The sequence below is a fragment of the Bradyrhizobium sp. USDA3516 genome (assembly GCF_057651995.1).
This window is the reverse complement of the sequence record NZ_JBYGYN010000005.1, coordinates 205,492-226,886: the sequence shown is the minus strand read 5'-3', so window position 1 is coordinate 226,886 and position 21,395 is coordinate 205,492. Positions and strand designations below refer to the sequence as shown.

Here is a 21,395-nt window from a genome sequence, read left to right as displayed (position 1 = left end):
GCCGGGCCATGCAGGCGGCGCCTCCGAGCCATGCCGAGCTACGTCATATTTCTGTACCTAACCATTGCTCACGTGCGGCTCCTCCACCGCGAGCTCCCCGCGAACCCGGCCGGAACTCCATGAACCATCGTGGTCCTCAATTGAAATTCTTCATCAACGGCCGCTTTCTGTCGCAAAAGCTCACGGGCGTGCAGCGCTATGCCGCCGAAATGGTCAAGGCGATCGACGGACTGCTCGCCTCGGAGCAGGTTCCGGCATCGCTGCGCAACGCAGACTGGCAATTGTTGAAGCCGGCGGATGCAAGCGAGGAACTTGATCTCGACCGGATCAAGATTCGCGCTGTCGGCCGGTTGCATGGGCACGCGTGGGATCAAGTCGATCTTGCCCGCGCTGCCGCCGGAGGCCGCTTGATCAGCCTGGCCAATTCCGGACCCGTCTTCCATCGCGACCACATTGTCGTGATTCACGACGCCCAGGTCTTTCGCAGGCCCGACTTCTTCAACTGGCGCTATCTAACCGTCCATCGCACGATGGGGCGGATGCTCGCCCGGCACGCAAGCATCGCAACGGTGTCGGGATTTTCCCGCAAGGAGCTTGCGGACGTGCTGAATCTCTCGGCATCGCGCATTCCGATCTTCCCCAACAGCGCCGAGCACTTTGCAGCCACGAAGCCCGATCCCGGCATTCTTGCCCGACTTGGCGTTCAGCCACAGAAGTTCTTCCTCTTCGTGGGCTCGAAAACCAAGAACAAGAATCTCTCCGTCGCGATCTGCGCCACCCAGTTGCTCGATCTGCCCGACGTTCCCCTGGTCATCGTCGGCGGCGATAACAGCAAGGTCTTTCAGGATAATTCGGGCGAAGGGGCTTCCGGCCTGCTGCTGGCTGGCCGTCTGACCGACAGCGAGATTGCCGCGCTCTATGCGCATGCATCGGCCTTCGTGTTTCCCTCCCTCTACGAGGGGTTCGGCGTGCCGCCGCTCGAAGCCATGATCTTCGGCTGCCCGGTCATCGCCTCGAGAGCCGACGCCGTCGTGGAGACGTGCGGCGACGCGGCTGCGTATTTTAACGCCACGGATGCCCAGGCGCTGAAGCAGCTCATGCTCGAAAGACTGGCAATCGGCGCGATCTCGGACCAGGAACGCAGGCGGCAACAGGATCGCCTTGCCTTCTATTCATGGAAGAAATCGGCGAAGGCGCTGCTCGATCACCTCGCAACGCCGGCGAACGTCGCTAGCGCTGCGTGAAACGCAGCGCGATTCGCCTGTCGCGCGCAACGGTTCTTGCACAAACGGTTTGCAACTCGCAGCTCTTTGCCTGGTTCCATGATTCTTCTTCATCGTTCTTGCCGTGATCGCAAGCACCAACGCCTTGGCGCAACATCACCACATCGCTGCCCCAATATCGCTACGTATTCGAGGAACTGTGTTTCGCACTAGCGAACACAGAACAGGGATACACGATGTCCGGCTCTCCAACGCGGCCCTACGCAAGGCAAACGATGAAAGTGCTGCACATCGCTGAAACGATCCGTGGCGGGATCGCGAGTTATCTGAACGAGTTGCATCCTCAGCAGCAGGCCAGCTTCGGTGCCGAGAACGTGCACTATGTCGTGCCGTCGGATCATCGGGGCGACCTCGGCGCGATCGACGACAACCAGATTACGACATTCGAGCGATCCGGCCGCAGCGTCGCCGGCCTATTCCAGATGCTGCGTGCGAGCATGCAAGCGCTGGACGCCTTCAGGCCGGACGTGGTGCACCTGCATTCTTCCTTTGCAGGGCTCGTGCTCCGGCCCGCGCTTGCCGCCCGCTCGGGCGGACCGCGCGTCGTCTATTGCCCGCACGGCTGGGCGTTTTCGCGCGAGACCGGCCGCTTCAGTCATTTGCTGACGAAGAGCGCGGAGAACCTGCTTGCGCGCACCTCGGACCGAATCATCTGCATCTCGGGCGACGAGTATAACGAGGCGGTGCGCGCGGGAATTCCCGCCGACCGCCTCACCCTGGTCCACAACGGCATCTCGAAGAGCCGGACGCCGCAACCGGTCTCGGCGGACTGGACCTCCAAGAAGGTCAAGGTGCTGTTCATCGGACGCCTGGATCGGCAGAAGGGCTTCGATCTCCTGATCGAAGCGGCGAGCGCGCTCGAGGATGTCCTCGAGATTCGCATGATCGGCGCGTCCGTCGTGAACAAGTATGAAGGCCCGACGGTGCCTTCCAACGTGTCCCTGCTGGGCTGGCTGGACCGCCCGACCATCGAGACCCAGCTCGAGGCCGCCGACCTCGTCGTGATTCCGTCACGATGGGAAGCCTTCGGCCTCGTTGCCCTGGAAGCGATGCGCGCGGCCAAGCCCATCCTGGCATTCCGCAGCGGCGCCTTGCCCGAGATCGTCGTCGACGGCGTCACCGGCGTGCTTTGTGAGCCCGTCGCCGTTCAGCCGCTCATCGACGGCTTCCGGCGAGCGCTCGATCTCGACCTCAAGGTGCTCGGGCAGCGCGGCTACGACCGCTTCAAGCAGCTGTATGACGTCGAGAAGACGCATGCTCAATTGCAACAGGTCTATGTCGAGCTGCTTCAGGACCACCGGGCACCCGTCGAAGCGAAGGCGGGGCTGCAGTCGGATCTCTCCAAGAATTTCTGATGATCAACATGCACGTTTGTCCTCGCAGATGCGGGAGATCGCAATAGCGATGCTCTCCGATGTCGCATCGCGCCTGAGCATGATCTGGACCATGACACGTCCACGCACGTTGCTTCGCGACAATGTCCTTCGCTTGGCGGGCCTCATCTCGGCCATCGTTCTGTCGGTCCCCGCCTTCGCTCAGCACGCGCAGCCGCTCGACGCCCGCTTCCTGCTCGGTGTCGGCACCCATCAGGGGCTGGGCGGGCCCGTGAGCGCGCGGGGATACGTGCCTGCGGAGAACATCGCCCAGATCAAGCAACTCGGCCTCAACGCCTTCCGCGACGATTTCCCCTGGTCCGATTTCGAATCGGCAGGGCGCCGGATGGGCTTCACGCCCAGGCTCGGCCGGCTCGAGGCGCAGGTCAGGTCCGGCATTGCACGTCCGCTGTTGATCCTCGCGTTCGGCCATCATCTCGTTCCGAATTCCTCGCCGCCGACGACCGATGAGGCGCGGCAGCGGTTCGCCGACTATGCGACCACGGCGGCGCAATCCGTCGTGGCGCAGCATCCCCTGTTCGAGCTCTGGAACGAGTGGAACCTGGCGGCAAAGAAAGATGCTGCGTTCTCGCCGGAGAATTATCTGGCGCTGGCGCAAGTCGCACGACCGGCAGTCAAGCGCGCTGCGCCGAATGCGCCGTTCCTGGTCGGCGCCCTCGGCGACGATCTGGGCTGGACATGGACGGAGAAGATGCTGCGGACCGGCATTCTGCAGTACGCCGACGGCGCTTCGATCCATCTCTACAATTTTTGCATGGGCCCGAGCAAACGGACCTCGGCCGAAATCGTCGAGCGGCTCACGGCGTTCCACCGGCTCGTCGGCCAGGCCAGCGGAAACCCCGACTTCCCGATTTATGTCACGGAGACCGGCTGGACCACGGCCAGCAACAAATGCGGCGTCAGCGAGCAGGCCCAGGCCGACAACAGTGCGCAGCTCATCCTGTGGGCGTCGACCGCGTCGCGCTGGCTCAAAGGCATGTGGCTCTACGAGCTCAAGGACAGCGGACAGAATCCATCGGACCTGGAGCACAATTTCGGGCTCTACCGTTTCGACAATTCGCCGAAGCCCGTCGCCTGCGCGGTCCAGGGCGCCTGGGCTTTCATCCGCTCCAGCCTGAGCGCCGAGAAACGCGAGCTCGCCAGCGGCGTCGTGTCGATCAACGCAACGACGACGTCCGGCGGCAGAGTTGCGGTCTGGTCGGAGGCTCCCGACCGGCGTTACGAGGTCCGGATCAAGGGCGAGCAGGACGGCGCAACGTTTGCGATGCCGTGCGACTCGGCCGCAAGACCGGCGTCCGGTGCCTGGATTCCTGTTTCGAGCACGCCGGTTCTCATTGCAGGGAGCAACGGTGCCATGCCCGCCCTGGAGATAAGGCCGGCGCGGTAAGCGCGATTTTGCAGAACATGAGGTTCAGTGATGAAAGTTCTTTTGACGTCCACGCTTTATCCGACGCCTCAGGCCTCCAAGATCGTCGGCGGCGCCGAGATTTTCGCGCGGCGCTTCGCCGAAGGCCTGGTGCAGCGCGGAGACGAGGTCGAGGTGATCCGGGCCGCATCGTCCCCTGGGCAGGAGCGCGAAAGCTGCAACGGCATCAACGTCTATTCCGCGCCGGTGCAGAACGTTTATCGGCCCTTCACGGAGCAGAAGAACACCGTCCTGCGCAGCATCTGGCATGCGGTCGACGACTGGCAGATGCAGGCGCCGGTGATCGCGGAACGCATCCGGGCCTTCAAGCCGGACGTGCTGCACTCCAACAATCTGTCAGGTCTCACCACCGCGATCTGGCGCGTTGCCGCCCAGCTCGGCGTGCCGGTGCTGCATACACTTCACGATTATTATCTGACCTGTCCGCGCTGTTCGCGCTTCGACAAGGGACGCTCCTGCGAGCACACCTGCACGAGCTGCGGGATCCTGACCTTCCATCGCAAGCGGGCGACGCACTGGCTGAGCGCTGTGGTCGGCGTGAGCGAGCGCGTGCTGTCCATTCACACCGACATGGGCATGTTCGCGGAGACGCCGATCCGAACCGTGATCCGCAACGCCTCGACCGAGCCGCCGCGTGAACCCTATCCCCGTCCGGTCTGCACCACGGAAGTGACGTTCGGGTTCATCGGCCGGCTCACCGAGGAGAAGGGCATCGACAATTTGATGCATGCTCTTGCCATGCTGCCCCCCGACCGCATCCGGATGATGATCGCCGGCCGGGTCAGCGAGGAGGAGCAACGTCGCCTCAGGGCGCTCGCGCCGCATGCGCGTGTCGAGTTCATGGGCTTCGTGGCGCCGGACGATTTCTACAAGCAGGTCGACGTGGTGGTCGCGCCATCGATCTGGCACGACCCCGGTCCGCTCGTCGTCGCAGATGCCAAGGCGGCCGGCAGGCCGCTGCTCGGAACGCGTTTCGGCGGCATGCCCGAGGTGATCGAGCACGGCGTGACCGGCTGGCTGACCGAGGCCGATCCGAGATCCCTGGCCGACAGCATGCTCGCAGTCGCCTCCGATCCGCACAAGATCGACGAGATCAGCCGGCGCCTGATCGCCGATACCAACAAATGGGTATTTGCCGACGTGCTGTCATCCTACAAGAATCTGTATGAGCAATTGCGCGAGCAGCGAATGTCGCGGGTGCGCGCGGCCACGACTGAAGCGCCGCGGGCCGTCGGCAAGGAGCGCCTCATTCCGAGATGACACGCCTCTTTGCGATGGCGGGCTACCTCTATCAGAGCGCCGCGGCGATCATCCTGATCTTCGCGATCAGTCATCTGTTGCCCCCCGCCGACTACACCAATTTCTCGTTGGCACTGGCCTCGAGCCAGCTGCTCTGCGTCCTGATGTTCGAATGGCTGCAGCTCGCCGGATTGCGTTTTCTGGCAGCAGCCGGGGAGAGCGAGGCGGCGCGGCTGAGGTGGTCGCTCTTTGCCGCAGGCCTGTCGAGTGCGGGCGCGCTCGTCGTGGTCGGCAGCTGCGCATCGCTGGCCAGCATGCTCCCGGCCGGGATCATCACGCTGGGCCTCGGCATCTCCGTGCTTCAGGGCCTGACCGACCTTTATCTGCTGTCGGTCCGCCTGTCCGACCGGCTGGGTGTCGCCTCCTCTCTTCTGGCGTTTCGCGCCACCGCTCTTCTGACCGCAGCCGCGGCGGGGGCGGCGATTTGGGGAACGGCGGAAGCCGCGCTGCTCGGCGTCAGTGCGGGCCACGCCCTCGGCCTGCTCGCGGGGCTCGTGGCCTATCGCACCCCACTGGAGCGCGTTCCGCTGCGGATGATGCTGGCCGACTGGAAGGAGTTCTCCCGCTACGGCATGCCGGCGGCGGGCGCGTCCGTCATCCATCTGTCGGTGCCGGTGCTGCTCCGCTTCATCATCATCGGCCGGCTGGGCGCGACGGGCGCCGGCGCCGGCTTTTCGATCGCGCTCGACCTGCTGCAACGCCCGTTCTGGGTCCTCAATGCAGCGATCCACACCGTGAGCTATCCCGATGTCGTGAAGGACTTCGAACGCGGAACCGTCATGAAGTCGGTGCAATCGGCGCGGCGGATGTTCGAGTTCATGGTCTGCACCACCCTCGTGCTGCTCGGGGGTCTCATTGGCTTCATTCCGGATGCAGCCCGCATCCTGGTGCCGCGGGAGAGCCTGGACGGCTTCCTGACGACGGCACCTGTCGTGGCCGTCTTCTATTTCCTGCACACGCATCTCCAGGCGACCGTCGCGGTCGTTCCGCACCTCGAGAAGCTCGCGACGAGGCTCGTGGTCGTTGCGGCCGGCCAGCTCGCGATCGTCGCGGCGGTCGCGCTGGCCGCGACATGGGCCGGCCTGTCGCCGCGACAGGCGGTCGGCTGCGCCTGCCTCGCCACGCTCGTGACGATCCTGGTCGCGCTCGGCCCGACGCTCCGCTTCGAGGCTTTCCCGCGCCGGGCCCTGGTCGCGCAGGCGGTGGCGGCCGCAGTGCTGATCGGATCGCTCGGCGCAATGCCGACCGAGCCCACGGCATGGCTCGCCGGGAAGATCGTGATCGCCGCGATGGCGACGGCGATCGTCGGATGGCGCGGCGACTTTCTGATGCTGGCCCGCCGCGGCTGATTCGCCGCACTCATAGCTTCTTGCCGGACCGGTTGGACGATCAGTGATCGACCGATCCTGTTCCCGCCGGAACCGTCAGCCTTGTTCGGAAGCGAGCGACCATATCCACGAAGACATCAACACAACCATAGCGATAAAATCAATCAACTTACCCGCCCACGAAAGCGGCATGGCTGCCGGCTCGCTGTGCAATCTCGTGATCTCGCATCTCATGCGCATATATTCAGCAACGCAGCTCGCGAAAATCTTGAAAGCGCCTTCCTGACGCCACGCTGGGCGGGCATCGCATCGAGCATTCCGGCTGCAAGACGAGTCGATCTGTTCCTGCACGAGGAACCGCGTTTCGCTCGCGATTTGTAGCTTCGATTTTTATCTGAAATTCACACTCGACAGAGAAGGTTGAACGCAAATCCCTGCGAGCAATTTCGTTCGCGCTGAAATTCGAGTGTGCAATGTCCGATCAAACCATCCTGTCCGCCAGCGGCTTCATCAACTCCATCGGCGTCAACACGCATGCCGGCTTCGGGTGGACCGGCTACAACAATCTCGCGCTGATGGTCGACGACCTCAAATATCTCGGCGTCACACATCTCCGCGACGCGATGGGAACCAGCCCCGCTGCGCAACCGCTGGTCGAGGGCCTCGCCGCCGCCGGTTACAAGTTCGACTTCCTGGTCTCCTCCGCCCTGCCGCAGACGGGGACGGCCGGACTTCAGAAATACATCGCCTCGCTCGAGAAGTTCGCGACGACCCATGCGGGCAGCATCAGCGCCATCGAGGGCCTCAACGAGGCCAATCACCAGCCCTTCAGCTACAATGGCAGCTCCAGCCTCTCGGCCGCGGCCCAGTTCCAGAGCGCGCTCTATCAGGCCGTCAATTCCAACGCGGCGCTCGCCAGCATCCCCGTCTACAATCTGTCATTGGCCTACAACGATCCGCAAGGTTACACCGAGCTCGGCAACATGTCGGGCTCGGTCGACTATGCCAACGCCCACGCTTATGTCAGCACCGGCCTCAATCCGAGCAACTCCATTGCGGCGACGCTGAGCGCCGTCATGGCCGCGGCTCCGGGAAAACCTGTCGTCATCACGGAAACCGGCTACACCACGCAGACCAACACCCAATATCTCGGCGTCAACGAGACGGTGCAGGCCAAATCGATCCTGAACACGCTGGTCGACGCCTACAAGGCCGGCGTCAGCGCGACTTATCTCTACGAGCTGTTCGACCGCGACTCCTCGGCCGCCAACACCAATCCGGAGGCGAACTTCGGATTGTTCAATTCCGACGGAACGCCCAAGCTCGCCGCCACGGCGATTCACAACCTGACCACCATTCTGGCCGACGACGGCAAGGGCGGCCAGCAGCCGACTGATCCGCTGAACTACACGTTGAGCAACATGCCGGCGACAGGCAACAGCATGGTGCTCGGCAAGAGCAACGGCGCCTACGAACTCGTCGTCTGGGCCGAGCCGAAGCTCTGGAACGACGCCACCGATACCGAGCTGTCCAATGCGGCCCAGACGGTGACGGTGAACCTCGGCGCCGTCCATCATACCGTGAAGGTGTACGACACGCTGACCGGCACCACCGCGATCGCCAGCTACACCGACGTCAGCACCATCACCATTCCGGTCAGCGATCACCCCGTGATCATCGAGATCGACGCGCCGGCGACCACGCCGCCGGCGCCGGACACAAGGACCAGCATCACCGGGACGGCTGCCGAAATCGTGCCGCAACTGTCGGATCTGAGCGAATCGACGGCGCTGCAGACCATCACGCTGACCGACTCCCACGTCCTGGAGGTCGCCTCGAAGGCGACCATGGACTACATGATCGCCCACTACGGCAACGCACTGTCCAAGATCCAGGGCGGATACTCGTTCTCTGTGACGAATACGGCTGCGACCTGGAGCAACACGAAAACCTATGACGCCACCGGAAAGCTGCTGTCGAAAGCGGACACCGGCCTGAATTCGAGCGGGCAGCCGACCTCGACCACCGTCGCCTACACCGACGGCTCGAAGGATCTGATCAGCTACACCAATGGTGTGATGACGAAATTCGTGCATATCGGCACCGATGCGACCCGGACCACCGATACCTACAACACGGCCGGCGCGCTTCTGAGCGAAGTCGTGCAGAAGTCCGACGGCTGTTATTCCACCACGCTCTACACGAACGGCGTCAAGACCGCCGCTTACGTCAAGAACGCGGACCGCTCGCAGGACAACTACACCTACAACATCACGGGCAAGAGCTTCACCACGCAGGTGCAGCATCTCGACGCCTCCGGGAAGGTCACCTCGGTGATCCGCAGCCACGCCGACGGCACGCTGGACTCGACCCAGGTCTACAACAGCGACGGCAGCAGCGTGATCACGCTGTACAGCGCTACGGGAGTGAAACTGATCGAGACCGCCTACCATGCCGATCGCAGCAAGGATGTCTGGACGTACAACATCAAGGGCCAGAGCTATACGGCCCAGCACGACGTCTACGATTCGACCGGATTCCTCACGACCCTGACGCGCCTGCATGCCGACGGCAACCTGGCCTTCGAGCTGATGCAGACCGCCAACGGCACCAAGACGACCAACTGGTACAATGCCGCCGGCAGCCTCACCAGCGAGGTGGTCCAAAAGGCCGACGGCTTCACCTCGACAACCCTCTACAGCAACGGCGTCAAGACGAAAGCTTATATCAAGAACGCCGACGGTAGTCTGGACAACTATGCCTACGGCATCACCGGCCAGAGCTACACCACCCTGATCCAACACATCGATCCGTCCGGCAAGGTCACGGCCGTCACCCGCAAGCACGCGGACGGCACGCTCGACTATACACAGGTCGTCAACAACGACGGGAGCAGCGTCGTCACCATCTATGACTCGAAGGGTGTCCGGACAAAACAATCCGAGTACCACGCTGATGGCAGCAAGGACGTCTTCCTCTACAACATCACCGGCCAGAACTACACGACCGAACACGATGTCTACGATGCGACCGGCTTCCTCACGACGTTGATCCGCAAGCACGCGGACGGCAGCATGGCGTTCAAGCTGGTGCAGAGCAAGGACGGCACCAAGACAACGGACTGGTACGATGCCAAGGGGGTCCTCACCAGCGAGGTGATCACGAAGGCCGACGGTTACAGCTCGACAACCGTTTATACCAACGGCCTGAAAACTGCGGTCTACATCACCAATGCCGACCTGAGCCAAGACAATTACACCTACAAGATCACCGGCCAGAGCTATGCCACGCAGCACCAGCATCTCGATCCCACCGGCAAGACGACGGAGGTGACGCGCTGGCACGCCGACGGCACGCTCGACTATACCCAGGTCGTCGGCAGCGACGGCGGCAGCGTAGTGACCAACTACGACGCCTCGGGCATCAAGAAGTCGGAGACGGATTACCATGCCGATGGCTCGAGGGATGTCCATCTCTTCAACGTCGTCGGTCAGAACTACACGACGGAGCACGACACCTACGATTCCACCGGTTTCCTTACCAGCATCGTGCGGACCCACGCCGACGACAGCCTGGCATTCACTCTTGTGCAGAGCGCCCACGGCACCAAAACCTCGGGCTGGTATGACGCCAAGGGAATTATCACCAGCGAGGTGACGACCAAGAGCGACGGCTACAGTTCCACCACGCTCTACACCGGCGGTATCAAGACCGCTGCCTATATCAAGAACGCCGACGGCACGTCGGACAACTGGAACTACAACGTCACCGGCCAATCCTACACCACGCAGCACCAGCACCTCGATGCCTCGGGCAAGATCGTCGAGATCACGAGGACCCACGCCGACGGCACTCTGGACTATACCCAGGTCATCAACGATGACGGCAGCAAGCTGACCGACATCTATAACAGCGCCGGCGTCAAGACCCAGGAGATCGCCAGCCACGCCGACGGCTCGAGGGACGTCTTCCTGTTCAACTTCAACGGACAGGCCGGCGTCACGCAGCACGAGAACTACGACACCGCCAAGGCGCTGCAGTTCATCGATCAGACCAAGACCGATGGCACCCACAACGTCACGGCCGTCGCCAGCGGCGTGACGATCCAGGGCGGGGCCGGCAATGACGTGTTCTCGGCGGCCCCGAACTCGACGACCATCGCGTACGATCACGGCCAGGACCAGATCCTCAACTTCCAGGCCGGCAGCGGGACGACGCACGACACGATCGCGATCTCGAAACTGCTGGCGGAGGACTATAGCCACCTCCAGATCACGCAATCCGGCACGAACGCGCTCATCACGTTCTCGGCCACCGACTCGATTCTGCTGAAGAACGTTTACGTCTCCAGCCTGACCAGCCACGACTTCGTGTTCGTCTGAGCACGGCGAAATCTGCCCAAACGGGCGCCAACAGCGGTAAGGGAGCCGGGACCGTGCAGGGTCCCGGCTCTGTTCGTTGTCGCGCGCCTGCCTCATCGATGAGCAGAGCTGACTGCCATTCGCAATTGGATAGGCGCCATGAATTCGGGCGGGCCGCCGCGATTGCGCCGCATCGGCCTGCGCGCTTGCGAACTTGCGTCACAATTCGACTCTAGAAGGGAAACGAACCGCGCAAGGACTCCGAGGCCCGATGGAAGCCAGTGAAGCAAGACGTTTTGTCGTTCTCGACTTCTACCGCTTCGTCGCCGCGCTCGGGGTCTTCATCTTCCACCTGAAGCTGATCGACAAGGGCATCTCACCGGCCTGGAACGGGTCCTATGGCCTGTTCGTGGACATGTTCTTCATCCTGTCCGGATTCGTGATCTCCTATTCCTATCCTTCGACCTCGACAGGCCTGCGCTCCTATGCGCGCTTCCTCATCAGGCGGATCGCGCGAATCTACCCCTTGCATCTGCTCACCTTGTTGATATTCGCGGTCCTTGCTCTCATGGGCATATCCGGTCCGACCTCCCACGCGAGCTGGACGGATTTCCTTCAAAACCTCTTCCTCGTGCAGGCGTGGGGCATCACAGATCATCTCAGCTTCAACTCGCCGGCCTGGTCCATCAGCGCCGAGCTGTTCTGCTACATACTATTCCCATTGTTCATGCTGCTGGCCGGCAGGGTCTCGCCGCTGATGCTCGCGATCATCGTCGCGCTCTTTTATGGAATCCTTGCCCATGCTCACCTGCCGATCTGGCAGGAACGCTCGCAGATGTACGGGGCAACTTTCGATTTCGGCATGTTACGGGCGCTTCCGAGCTTCCTGAACGGGATTCTCCTAACCGTCCTGTTCAGGCTCTCGAGCGACTATCGCAAGAAGCCGGTCGCATTCGCCGGAATAGCGCTGTTTGCCGTCTCGGTCCTGGTCCTCAATTTCTTTGCGAAGCCCGACCTTGCAATCATACTGTTCTCTCTCGCGATCCTCGTCACAGCCATTGGAGAAAGCGCCTTCGCCCGGTTTCCCGGCTCCGATTGGCTCGGCCGCCTCGGCAACACGTCATACGCGATCTACATGGTGCACGAAGTGCTGTTGATCCTGCTTTTCAAGCCGGCCTGGCACTATTTCGGATTTCAACCGAGTGTGTTTCCAGTGTTTGCGTTGGTCTGCTGCATCGTTCTGACAGTCGTTGCCGACGTGACATATCGCTACGTCGAAGATCCCGCTAGAAGATTGATCAACCGGCTTGCGCCTGGCGGGGCAAGATCAGCCCGCGTGCGGAAGCCCGAGCCGCTCGATCTTGCCGAGGCCAGACAGGCGGCCAACGCGAGCTAGCTGGTGCGTGCAGGCCGAATTCTGGCTAGGTCTTAGACGATCGCCGCACACGACCCAAGACTTCCTGCCAAATCCGCACCACCGCCGGCCGGGCGACCGCCATGACGACGGCAAGATAGACCGAAGAACCAAGCAGCACGAGCGCGGCGAGACGCAGCCATGGCGACGTGGCCGGCATGGTAACGGAGGCAGCAACCACCGCGCATGCCATCACCGCGGAGCCCGCAAGCGCGGGCATCAGCGCCGCGGCATAGGGCCTGATGCCGAGCGCCAAGATCCGCATCGAGGCGCCGGCGGATAGTGGATACAGCAACACGGCGCGAACGACGTAGCCGACAGCGATCGCGATAAGGCCAAATGGCGCAGCGAGGATGAAGATCGCTATATTCGAAACCGCGTATATCAGCGTCAGCCAAGTCTGCCAGTGCGGTTTGCCGAATGCCAGGATCACAGAGTGATTGTAGAGGCCGATCGTCGTCAAGAACCCGGTGATCGACATGATCGCGAGTAGAGGGGCGGCCTCGCCCCACTTGGATCCGAAGAAACCGACGATGAGATCCGGCGCCAAAGCCGCTATCCCCGCGAAAAGCGGCGCTGTCAGCAGTGACGTGTATTTGACGAAGTCGACCAGCGTCGAACGCGATGCTTCCCGGTCATGCTGGAGGCCAGCGATGGTCGAAAAGAACACGCGGTTCAACGCATTCCCGATCACGGTACTCACGGCGTTGACCAGGCGCTTGGCGAGGCTGTAGAAGCCCGCGCCGGCGGCGCCGGTATACCAAGTGACGAAAATCAGATCGGAATTGGCATTGGCAAAGTTCGTGATTCCCGTCAGTGCCACGTAGCGCGCATAGCTCAGGAGATCGACGACCGCCTGCCGGCTGACCCGGAGCCGAGGGCGCCAGGGCGTCAAGACCCAAAGGCTGACCAGCGAGATCAACGAAGTCGAGACGAGCTGTCCGACCAGCGCAAGGACCCCGTACCCCTGTATCGCCAGCGCGATCCCTACGGCTCCGCCAACCGAGATTGAAGAAATCGAACGGATGGCGAGGGATCGAAAGAGTTGATTGCGCGTCAGCCAGGCTTCGTGCGTCCGTGACAGGCCTTGCACGGCCACCACGATGCAAAATCCTTTGAGAACGATGGCAAGATCCGAAAGACCGGAGAATCGTTCGATGGCGCCGCTCGAGGCGAACAGTGCGAGTGCTGCAAACAAGGAGAGGCCCGCGATGAGCCAAAACGAGGCAGTGTAATCCTCATCCTTCGGATCGGGACGCGCCTGGACGGCAATCGCGATGCTCTCGATCAGGACTGCCCGGCAGAACTCGAGCGCCAGCGCTCCCGTTGCCACGATGCCGAGAATCTGCGGCGACAGCAGCCGCGCCATGATCATGTAGATTGCGAGCGTGAGCGCCTGCCCGACCGCGGAATCGAGCGCCGACCAAATGACGCCCGAAACGATCGAGCGCGGCTTGATAATCTCGTGGCGCAATTGGAAGCCTGTCACAATTCGGGGTTAGGTCGACATTCGTCGATGAGCCATTGGCTGCTATGGTCCAATAGTCGCCTTGTTTACGAGGACACTACGGCAAGAAAGCAGCTACATCCGAGGCAGCATGAATTTTCGAGGCAATCTACGACGGCTGATCAACGAGGTCGGCTGCGACTTTATTCATCAACTGCCCTATCCGCACGTGGACTTGTTCTACTGGCGTCCCGACGACGGAACGATCAATTTCGGCGATCATCTTTCGATCGTTGTCGTTGACCATCTCTTGCGGCAATTCGGCTATACGCTCGCCGATGAGGTGCCGCGGCAAACGCGCTTGTTCGCGATCGGCTCCGTGCTCCACTACGCGCGAAATGGCGATGTGATCTGGGGAAGCGGCGTAAACGGGCGCGCCGGCCAAGGCGACCTCAACCATCGCGTGCAGAATTTGGACGTGCGAGCCGTGCGCGGCCCCCGTACCCGGGAGGTCCTGCAGCGCCGAAGCATCGCGGTCCCCGAAGTGTTCGGAGATCCGGCGTTGCTGCTTCCTCAGCTGTTTCCAAATCGCTTTCACCCTACAGCCAAGAAGCCGTGGGTGTTTGTTCCGAATTTGCACGATTTGAACCTCGTCGACCCTACCGCGGATACGGTGGTCTCACCGTTGGGATCCTGGAACCGGCGAATTGACGCCATTCTCGAAGCTGAACTGGTTCTGGCCAGCTCGCTCCACGGGATCATCGTCGCCGAGGCATTCGGGATACCGGCTCGATACGTACGGCTGAGCAGCGGGGAGGCCGAGTTCAAGTATCATGACTATTATGAGGGCACCGGCCGGTTCGCCGTCGAATTTGCGACAAGTATCGACGAAGGTCGCGAGATGGGAGGAGCTGCGCGCCTCAACTTTGATCATCGTGCCTTGATGAATGCATTCCCGATCGACCTCTGGAGCGGAAAGAACTAGCATGGCCAAGCGCCTCCGCGTGGCCATCTACGCGCCGCATTTTGCGGAATATTCCTATCGGCTCGCATCGGGACTGGCGCATCATTGCGACGTTCGGCTTGTGCTCAACCGCAAAGACGCGAACCAGCAATGGGAGCTTGCCGATATCGCTGTGACGGCGCCGTTCGAGACACGAATTCGCGACCTCAGTCTGCGGCGCGGCGGCGCAATCGGCATCCCCGCTTCGTTCGTCGACATAATTTCCTTTCGCCCGGACGTGATCCATTGTCATGAAGTTCCCGAGATCTACACGTCCAAGCTGATTCAGCTTCTGCGTCCGCTCGGCATTCCCCTGGTGCTGACCGTTCACGATGCTATCCCGCACTCGGAGGGCGGCTCCGGCACCTCGCCCCGTGAAGATGCCTGGCGCGGGCGCATGCGTGCGGCCGCCTCGATTGTCACGACGCACGGCGAGAGCTGCATTGCCGATTTCCACCGCGCCACGCCCGACTTCAAGGGCGAGACGGTTTCCAGCATGCACGGCGTGCTGATGGTTCCGCCGGACAAAAGATCGTTCAGCGAGCCCGAACCCGGGCGCATCCTGTTTTTTGGACGGATGTGGGCTTACAAGGGCCTCGACGTGTTCATCGACGCGATCGACATGTTGGCCCAGCGCGGCGTCGCGCATGAAGCGATCGTCGCCGGGCGCGGCCCCGAGATGACACGGCTCGGCGCCCGGATGGAGGCAATGCCGACGGTCAAGACCATCAATGCCTACATTTCGCCTGCGGATACCGGACGTCTATTTCAATCTGCTGCGGTGGTTGCCTTGCCCTACAAGGATGCATCACAAAGCGGGGTGCTCGCATCCGCCTATGGGAATGCGCGTCCCGTCGTCGCCAGCGCCACCGGTGGCATTCCCGACGTCGTGACGGACGGCGTCAATGGTCTCCTGGTTCCTCCCGGCGATGCCACTGCGCTCGCCGATGCACTCGAGCGCGTGCTGACGTCGAACTCACTCGCTGCAACGTTGGCCGATGGCGCGCGGCAGACCGCGGCCGGCCCCCTGAACTGGGACCACATTGCCGAACGGTTGCATGGATCCTATCACAGGCTCGCCGGTCGTACCGTGAAGTGAGCGCGACACGCGCTCTCTCAAGCCGATTGCCCGACTTTCAGCGGTCGAAAGAACGTGCTTCGGAACGCGCCGTCCAGCAATCGCCTCAGCCGCACCTCGATCAGCTCATAGCTGATCGCACTTGCAACCAGTGACATCACCAGCCCGAGTCCGATGAAAGCCGCCCACAGCAGCCAGCGGTCGACGCCGGCGGCAACCAGCTTCAGGCCAACCACCTGCAAGGGGAAGAGCACGAAGGGGTGCACGAGATAGAGACTATAGCTGATCTTGCCGATATATTGGAGCGCCGGCGTGCTCAGGGCCTTCCCGAGGCCTGATTCCGGGGCGAGCACCATGGCGAACAGCAGAAATCCGGGAATGAGGCCCACGAACGGATGAAACAGCACCAGGCTCGCATACAGCGCGGCCCCGCAGACGAGCCCTGCGACCAGACCGAGCCGTCCGGGAATGGAAATGCGAAATCCCGTCGCGCTGAACAGCATCCCGATGCAGAAGAACGCGGTGATCGGCCAGCGCATCAGGCACGCCACGCCCAGCAGGATCAGAGGCGCCGCCAGCAGCCTGCCCCCGCCGCGCCACATCGAGAATGTCAGCGCGAACCAGATGTAGAACGCCCACTCATAGGTCAGCGTCCAGGCATTCTGCTGGGCAATGGGCAACCCGAGCGCGTCCTGCACGAAGAATAGATTGGCTGCAAAGATTGCGAGATAGCTGCTCAGATCGATCCCGCGGAAGAACTTGTAGGCCACGATCGGACCGATCGCGAACAGCGCAAGATGCAGCACGACGAACACCGGCATGATGCGCAGCACGCGATCGAAGAAGAACCGCGACAGCGAACCGTGCCGCACGAGACTCGCCGGGATCAGGAAGCCGCTGATCATGAAGAACAGCTCGACCCCGTGCCCGCCGACATTGATCACGGATTGCAGCCAGGACCAGAGTGGCGGCAGGAAGCCGGGATCCGGGATGTCGTACATCCCTGCCTTCGGCATGTCGTAGAAATGATCCATCAGCACGCTCAGCGCCGCGATGGCACGAAGGCCTTGGACCGAAGGAAGAAACGATCCATCATAGGCGGCGCCAGGCTGGTGAGGTGCCTTGATCACTCTGCGGCACCCTGGGTGCTGAGCACTGGCTCGAGGACGACAGGCTTTCTTCGCGCGGAGCGGAATCTTTGCCCGAAGGAAATACTGGGCTTCTCGATCAACGTGTATGTCATCCAGCTGACGAGGATCGACAATGCCAGGATGACGGTCAGGAAGATCGACCATCCGAGCGGTCCGTCGCCGAACCATGCCAGGCGATGGACGTAGACGATCACGAACGGCGACATCAGGTAGACCGAATAGCTGATCACGCCGACGAATGCCATCGGGCGCCAGGCCATACGTTCGCCGAACACGGCAAAGCCGATGAAGACAAGCGCGGCGCAGATATACGCCGATCCGATCGAATAACTGTAGAAGAAATTCTCGTGATACACGCCGCCGAACCGGCGGTCGGACAGGGTGGCGGCGAAGACCGCATACAGAAGCGTGCAGACGGTCACATGGGTCCACCGCAGCTTGCCGCCGATGACGGTGTCGCGGATGATCTTGCCCAGGAACATCGCCGAGAGGTTCAAGCCGACCTCCATCACCGAGGAGACTGCCCTGCTCTCAACGAAAAGTGCAGCTGTTGTTCCCACCAGCGCGGCGGCAACCACGATGGTCACCGCCGTGAAGCGCCGGTTGAGCAGCCCCATCGCGAAGAGAATGGTGCATCCGACGTAGAACAGGAGCTCGATCGCCAGCGTCCAATAGAACACCCAGAGATTCGGGACGTTCACGAAAGTCTGCAACATCGTCACGTTGGCGGCGATCTGCCCCAGCGGAAAGCTCTTCGAATCCAGCAGCTGCACCGACACGAGCCCGACAACGATCGAAGTCCAATAAGCCGGATAGAGCCGGAAGAAGCGGCTGATCGTAAAATCGCGCACAGGCGTGGCGCTGTCCGGGAAGCTGAACGGAATGACGAAGCCGCTCACGAAGAAGAACAACACGACGCCGAACCGGCCAAAGTTCATGTAGTAGCCGAATATGTCGTGGAGGGGTCCGTAATAGACACCCGTCGGATGCTTTTCGAGAATGACCTCGAAGACGTGCTGGACCAGGACCGCCAGCACGGCGATACCGCGAAGCGTATCGATGAATGCGAGCCGTTTATGCATCGTTTTTCTCACCTGCTTCCGCTCGCCGCCGGTATATCCGGGCGGAAGCCTTCCAATGGCGGCATCGGCGGCCGCATGATGATTGGCACGGCGTCACCTGCCCGCGCGAAGGTCGCACGCCGCGAGAACACTTCGCTGAAGCTCAACGCGATGATGAGCAGGCCGGACGCTGGACCGTAGTTCAGAACTGTGATCGTGAACAGGTTGACGACGAAGATCAGCGTCAGCTTGTAGACGTCGGTCGCTGCGAACGTCGCCCGGAACACCATCACCATGAATGCGACGAACGGGAGACCGAACATCAGGTACGTGCCTATGTAGAAGTTGTCGACGGGAACCCAGAAATGCGCGAGCGGCGAGAACAGCTTCTGCGGGTAGTTGAAGCAGCCGACGCCGCAACCGGTTACGAGACCAATGGGCATGAGCTGGCTCAGGTAGACGAACGGCAGTTGCCAGCTGTTGTTGATGCGATCGACGATGCTGAACAGGGTCGTGTGCGGCACCGCGGCGGTACCGGAAGCAAGCACGATCATGAAGAACGGCACAAGGATGGCGGCAAACGACCACAGCGCAATGGTCCGAATCGCGGGAAAGCGCGACTTCTCCGGCAGCATCCGCACGAACACCAGCATAATCAAGTAGAGCACGAGGACGATCATGGTCGTCTTGCTGGTCGTCAGACGGATAATGTAGATCGCAAGAGAGCCGTACAGAAGGCACCAAATCGTGCTCTTACGGATCGACGTAATTGCGAAGGACACGAGTATGAAGAAGGCCGCCATGGTGCTTTCGGCAGCAAAGCCCGTGAGACGCTGATCGTCACCGCCATAGGCCCACCATAAGCGACCCGCCTCACGAACGGCACCGAAGGACTCATATTTGTAGCCGACCCAGGGCATGAGATAGAATTTCGTCAGCAACACGCCGATCAGCGAAAGGTAGAACGTCGCGGCGATGATCGACAGCAACTTCTTGTAGGAGCCTAGACTGGTGTCGCAGAAACAAAATCCGACGAACACCGGGAGCATCATCTTGAACGACGACATCGCCGCGTTGACCGTTCCCAGCATGAAGTAGCCGAGCACCAGCGACAGTATGATCTGCACGAGGACAACTGCAGCCAAGATGCTGCGATTCCGCAGGATGCAATGCACGATGAACTGGACCAGGCACAGCAGCGCAATGCCATCCGGCACGAACCACAGCGCGTCCAAATGCATGATGCTGGTGTAGTACCGCATCAAACCACCGAAGGCATCCCGGACCAGGTAGGCCGCGAGCGCGATCGCCTCGATGTTGAGGCTGATCAGCGTGATCCGGCGGGGTTGCAGCGCGAAGGTGCTCATGCCGGCTCAGTTGCTCAGCCGCGCCGACCGAGCGGCGGGGGATGGCGCGAAATCCGGGGGGCTTCCGAATACATTTCGCAGGAGCCTGCCGCCGGGAATTTCGACATAGAGATAGGTGAGGTGCGAAACTGCCAGCACGGCGGCCAGTGAAACGACGAGATTCAGCGTAGCCGGCAGGCCTGCCCAGATCGAATCCAAAGCGGCGATTCGCCCCGCCCCCACGCCCCGCACGAAATATTCAGCCAGCAGCACCACGAGCGCGTGCACCATATAGATGGAGTACGAGCGGCGCCCCAGCCAGATCAGCGGCTTGGCCACCAGGATCCGCGGCACCAGCAGCGCATCCCGAAAGGCCAGCAAGCTGCCGAGGAAGATCGCGAAGATCACTGGTGCGAGGAAAGTCACCGCAGGATTGGCCTCCGCCAGGGACACCAGGACGATGCTCGCGATCATGGCGACGAATTGCAATGCGCCCTGCGCGGCAGGCCCCGGCTTGGCCGGTAGACGATCGACGATCCTCACCATCAAGACGCCCAGGAAAAAGCCGACGAAGCAGCGTAGCAGGCCGAAATCCGTCTGAAGCTCGATGCTCTTCTTTTCGAGCACGAAGATGATGAAGACGAGACTTCCGATCGCGAGCAGCCCGGAGAGGACATAGAACCACGGCAGCGAGCGCATGCGCAGGGCAATGAGAACGATCAGACCAAACACGAAATAGGTGTAGAACTCGACGCTGATGCTCCAGCTCGGCGCATTCCAGCTGAGATAGTCGATGAAGCCCATCGAATGCAGCAGCAGAACATTGAGGCCGAACGAATAGGCGTTGTTCACCTCGAATACCGTCGGGGCGGCGACCACGACGCCCGCCATGACCAGGCCGATGCGCAGCAGGCGAAAGATGAGGTTTGCGAGCAGCATGACGATATGCAGCGGGTAGACTCGCGCCAGGCGCCGTATCATGAATTCGCGCAGCGAGAAGCGCTTGAAGTCGTTCTCGACATAGCTGAGCGCCATGACCATCCCGCTGAGAACGAAGAACAGATCGACCAGCAGCCATGCACTCCTGAAGAAGGAGCAGTTGATCCAGGCATTGTGCGGGAATGCCGCGAGAAAGGTCGGCATCAGCAGCAGATGGTGGATCACCACGGAGGTCGCGGCGATCCCCCGGATGCTGTCGAGCGGCAGGACGTGCGCCTTCTCACGATGAACCAACTCCGTCACATCAACATTCCGTAGCTGTTGCACCGCAGCAGTGTGTATCAGGTCTCAACGCGTGATCAATCTCTGCAATCGCGGAGCCGCATTCGATGCATGACGATCGACAATAATTTCAAAGCTTGCAGATCATTCGGACATGCGATCGCCAAGTTCATGCCACTTTTCATCCGACGTGCGCCTGCTTCGGCGCGCAAGCCAATCGACACGGGATGATTGCGAATATTTGCGCGCAAAGTGTGCGCGAAATTCGGCACTGTTGCGATCGAGGCCCTTGCAGCACGTTGATTGCTGCGTGCCCATGTCGCGCAAAAATTCTTTCGCCAACGGGAACAATAAACGCGCGTCGTGACTTGTGTCGGTTTTGCGACGAGCGGCTGCGCCGAGTGCCCGATATGTTTTCAGGTTGCAACATTCATGGGCGTGATTTGCCGATCTCGCAGGCATTGTAGAACCTGTTTTTGCAACCGGCGAACAAGCGGGCTCGCGTTTGTTTTGTCGCCAGCTTTGCACCAGCTTTTGCGTCGCACAAAAAGATGACACAGTTACCTGTCAAGTTTCACCTGTT

General features: G+C 61.5%; 14 protein-coding genes. 9 read left to right on the top strand and 5 right to left on the bottom strand.

The window, feature by feature from the left end; translation table 11 throughout:
- Nucleotides 1-140 precede the first annotated feature (140 nt).
- The 7 genes from AC24YW_RS18075 to AC24YW_RS18045 all read left to right on the top strand — a co-directional run bounded on the left by AC24YW_RS18075 (nt 141) and on the right by AC24YW_RS18045 (nt 12,487).
- Nucleotides 141-1,244: a glycosyltransferase family 4 protein gene (locus tag AC24YW_RS18075; protein ID WP_487484224.1), complete on the top strand. Its 1,104-nt coding sequence runs from the start codon at nt 141-143 to the stop codon at nt 1,242-1,244.
- A 254-nt stretch (nt 1,245-1,498) separates the two neighbouring features.
- Nucleotides 1,499-2,638, top strand: coding sequence for a glycosyltransferase (locus tag AC24YW_RS18070; protein ID WP_487483982.1), 1,140 nt, complete (start codon nt 1,499-1,501; stop codon nt 2,636-2,638).
- A gap of 91 nt (nt 2,639-2,729) precedes the next feature.
- A complete protein-coding gene (locus tag AC24YW_RS18065) occupies nt 2,730-4,064 on the top strand; it encodes a glycoside hydrolase family protein (RefSeq protein WP_487483981.1) in 1,335 nt (444 codons plus the stop codon).
- A gap of 30 nt (nt 4,065-4,094) precedes the next feature.
- Nucleotides 4,095-5,363 carry a glycosyltransferase family 4 protein gene (locus tag AC24YW_RS18060; protein ID WP_487483980.1) on the top strand — a complete coding sequence of 423 codons (1,269 nt, stop codon included), beginning with the start codon at nt 4,095-4,097 and terminating at the stop codon, nt 5,361-5,363.
- Complete coding sequence (locus tag AC24YW_RS18055; protein ID WP_487483979.1) at nt 5,360-6,751, top strand: hypothetical protein; 1,392 nt, start codon at nt 5,360-5,362, stop codon at nt 6,749-6,751. The genes AC24YW_RS18060 and AC24YW_RS18055 overlap by 4 nt, the downstream gene beginning before the upstream one ends.
- A gap of 452 nt (nt 6,752-7,203) precedes the next feature.
- Nucleotides 7,204-11,112 (top strand): RHS repeat protein, encoded by a 3,909-nt coding sequence (locus AC24YW_RS18050; protein WP_487483978.1) that lies wholly within the window; start codon nt 7,204-7,206, stop codon nt 11,110-11,112.
- 250 nt (nt 11,113-11,362) lie between these two features.
- Nucleotides 11,363-12,487, top strand: coding sequence for an acyltransferase family protein (locus AC24YW_RS18045; RefSeq protein ID WP_487483977.1), 1,125 nt, complete (start codon nt 11,363-11,365; stop codon nt 12,485-12,487).
- A 25-nt stretch (nt 12,488-12,512) separates the two neighbouring features.
- Here AC24YW_RS18045 and AC24YW_RS18040 read toward each other — a convergent pair whose 3' ends face one another.
- Complete coding sequence (locus AC24YW_RS18040) at nt 12,513-13,979, bottom strand: lipopolysaccharide biosynthesis protein (protein ID WP_487483976.1); 1,467 nt, start codon at nt 13,977-13,979, stop codon at nt 12,513-12,515.
- Nucleotides 13,980-14,103: 124 nt separating this feature from the next.
- Here AC24YW_RS18040 and AC24YW_RS18035 point away from each other — a divergent pair, with 124 nt between their 5' ends.
- Nucleotides 14,104-14,937, top strand: coding sequence for a polysaccharide pyruvyl transferase family protein (locus AC24YW_RS18035; RefSeq protein WP_487483975.1), 834 nt, complete (start codon nt 14,104-14,106; stop codon nt 14,935-14,937).
- A complete protein-coding gene (locus AC24YW_RS18030; RefSeq protein ID WP_487483974.1) occupies nt 14,900-16,054 on the top strand; it encodes a glycosyltransferase family 4 protein in 1,155 nt (384 codons plus the stop codon). The genes AC24YW_RS18035 and AC24YW_RS18030 overlap by 38 nt, the downstream gene beginning before the upstream one ends.
- Before the next feature lie 17 nt (nt 16,055-16,071).
- Here the strand turns inward: AC24YW_RS18030 and AC24YW_RS18025 are convergent, their stop codons facing one another.
- Genes AC24YW_RS18025 through AC24YW_RS18010 form a run of 4 tightly spaced genes read right to left on the bottom strand, consistent with a single transcriptional unit; the run spans nt 16,072 to nt 20,833 of the window.
- Nucleotides 16,072-17,163: an acyltransferase family protein gene (locus AC24YW_RS18025; RefSeq protein ID WP_487483973.1), complete on the bottom strand. Its 1,092-nt coding sequence runs from the start codon at nt 17,161-17,163 to the stop codon at nt 16,072-16,074.
- Nucleotides 17,160-18,266, bottom strand: a complete 1,107-nt coding sequence (locus AC24YW_RS18020) for an acyltransferase family protein (protein ID WP_487483972.1) — start codon at nt 18,264-18,266, stop codon at nt 17,160-17,162. The genes AC24YW_RS18025 and AC24YW_RS18020 overlap by 4 nt, the downstream gene beginning before the upstream one ends.
- An 8-nt stretch (nt 18,267-18,274) precedes the next feature.
- A complete protein-coding gene (locus AC24YW_RS18015) occupies nt 18,275-19,612 on the bottom strand; it encodes a hypothetical protein (RefSeq protein ID WP_487483971.1) in 1,338 nt (445 codons plus the stop codon).
- A gap of 6 nt (nt 19,613-19,618) precedes the next feature.
- On the bottom strand, nt 19,619-20,833 hold the full coding sequence (locus AC24YW_RS18010; RefSeq protein ID WP_487483970.1) for an acyltransferase family protein: 1,215 nt from the start codon (nt 20,831-20,833) through the stop codon (nt 19,619-19,621).
- Nucleotides 20,834-21,395 lie beyond the last annotated feature (562 nt).

What these genes read in the sequence shown, in the direction of transcription:
- AC24YW_RS18045 (WP_487483977.1), top strand. Translation starts at nt 11,363, where the DNA reads ATGGAAGCCAGTGAAGCAAGACGTTTTGTCGTTCTCGACTTCTACCGC.
- AC24YW_RS18060 (WP_487483980.1), top strand. Translation starts at nt 4,095, where the DNA reads ATGAAAGTTCTTTTGACGTCCACGCTTTATCCGACGCCTCAGGCCTCC.
- AC24YW_RS18050 (WP_487483978.1), top strand. Translation starts at nt 7,204, where the DNA reads ATGTCCGATCAAACCATCCTGTCCGCCAGCGGCTTCATCAACTCCATC.
- AC24YW_RS18030 (WP_487483974.1), top strand. Translation starts at nt 14,900, where the DNA reads ATGCATTCCCGATCGACCTCTGGAGCGGAAAGAACTAGCATGGCCAAG.
- AC24YW_RS18035 (WP_487483975.1), top strand. Translation starts at nt 14,104, where the DNA reads ATGAATTTTCGAGGCAATCTACGACGGCTGATCAACGAGGTCGGCTGC.
- AC24YW_RS18020 (WP_487483972.1), bottom strand. Translation starts at nt 18,266, where the DNA reads ATGCATAAACGGCTCGCATTCATCGATACGCTTCGCGGTATCGCCGTG.
- AC24YW_RS18070 (WP_487483982.1), top strand. Translation starts at nt 1,499, where the DNA reads ATGAAAGTGCTGCACATCGCTGAAACGATCCGTGGCGGGATCGCGAGT.
- AC24YW_RS18015 (WP_487483971.1), bottom strand. Translation starts at nt 19,612, where the DNA reads ATGAGCACCTTCGCGCTGCAACCCCGCCGGATCACGCTGATCAGCCTC.
- AC24YW_RS18065 (WP_487483981.1), top strand. Translation starts at nt 2,730, where the DNA reads ATGACACGTCCACGCACGTTGCTTCGCGACAATGTCCTTCGCTTGGCG.
- AC24YW_RS18055 (WP_487483979.1), top strand. Translation starts at nt 5,360, where the DNA reads ATGACACGCCTCTTTGCGATGGCGGGCTACCTCTATCAGAGCGCCGCG.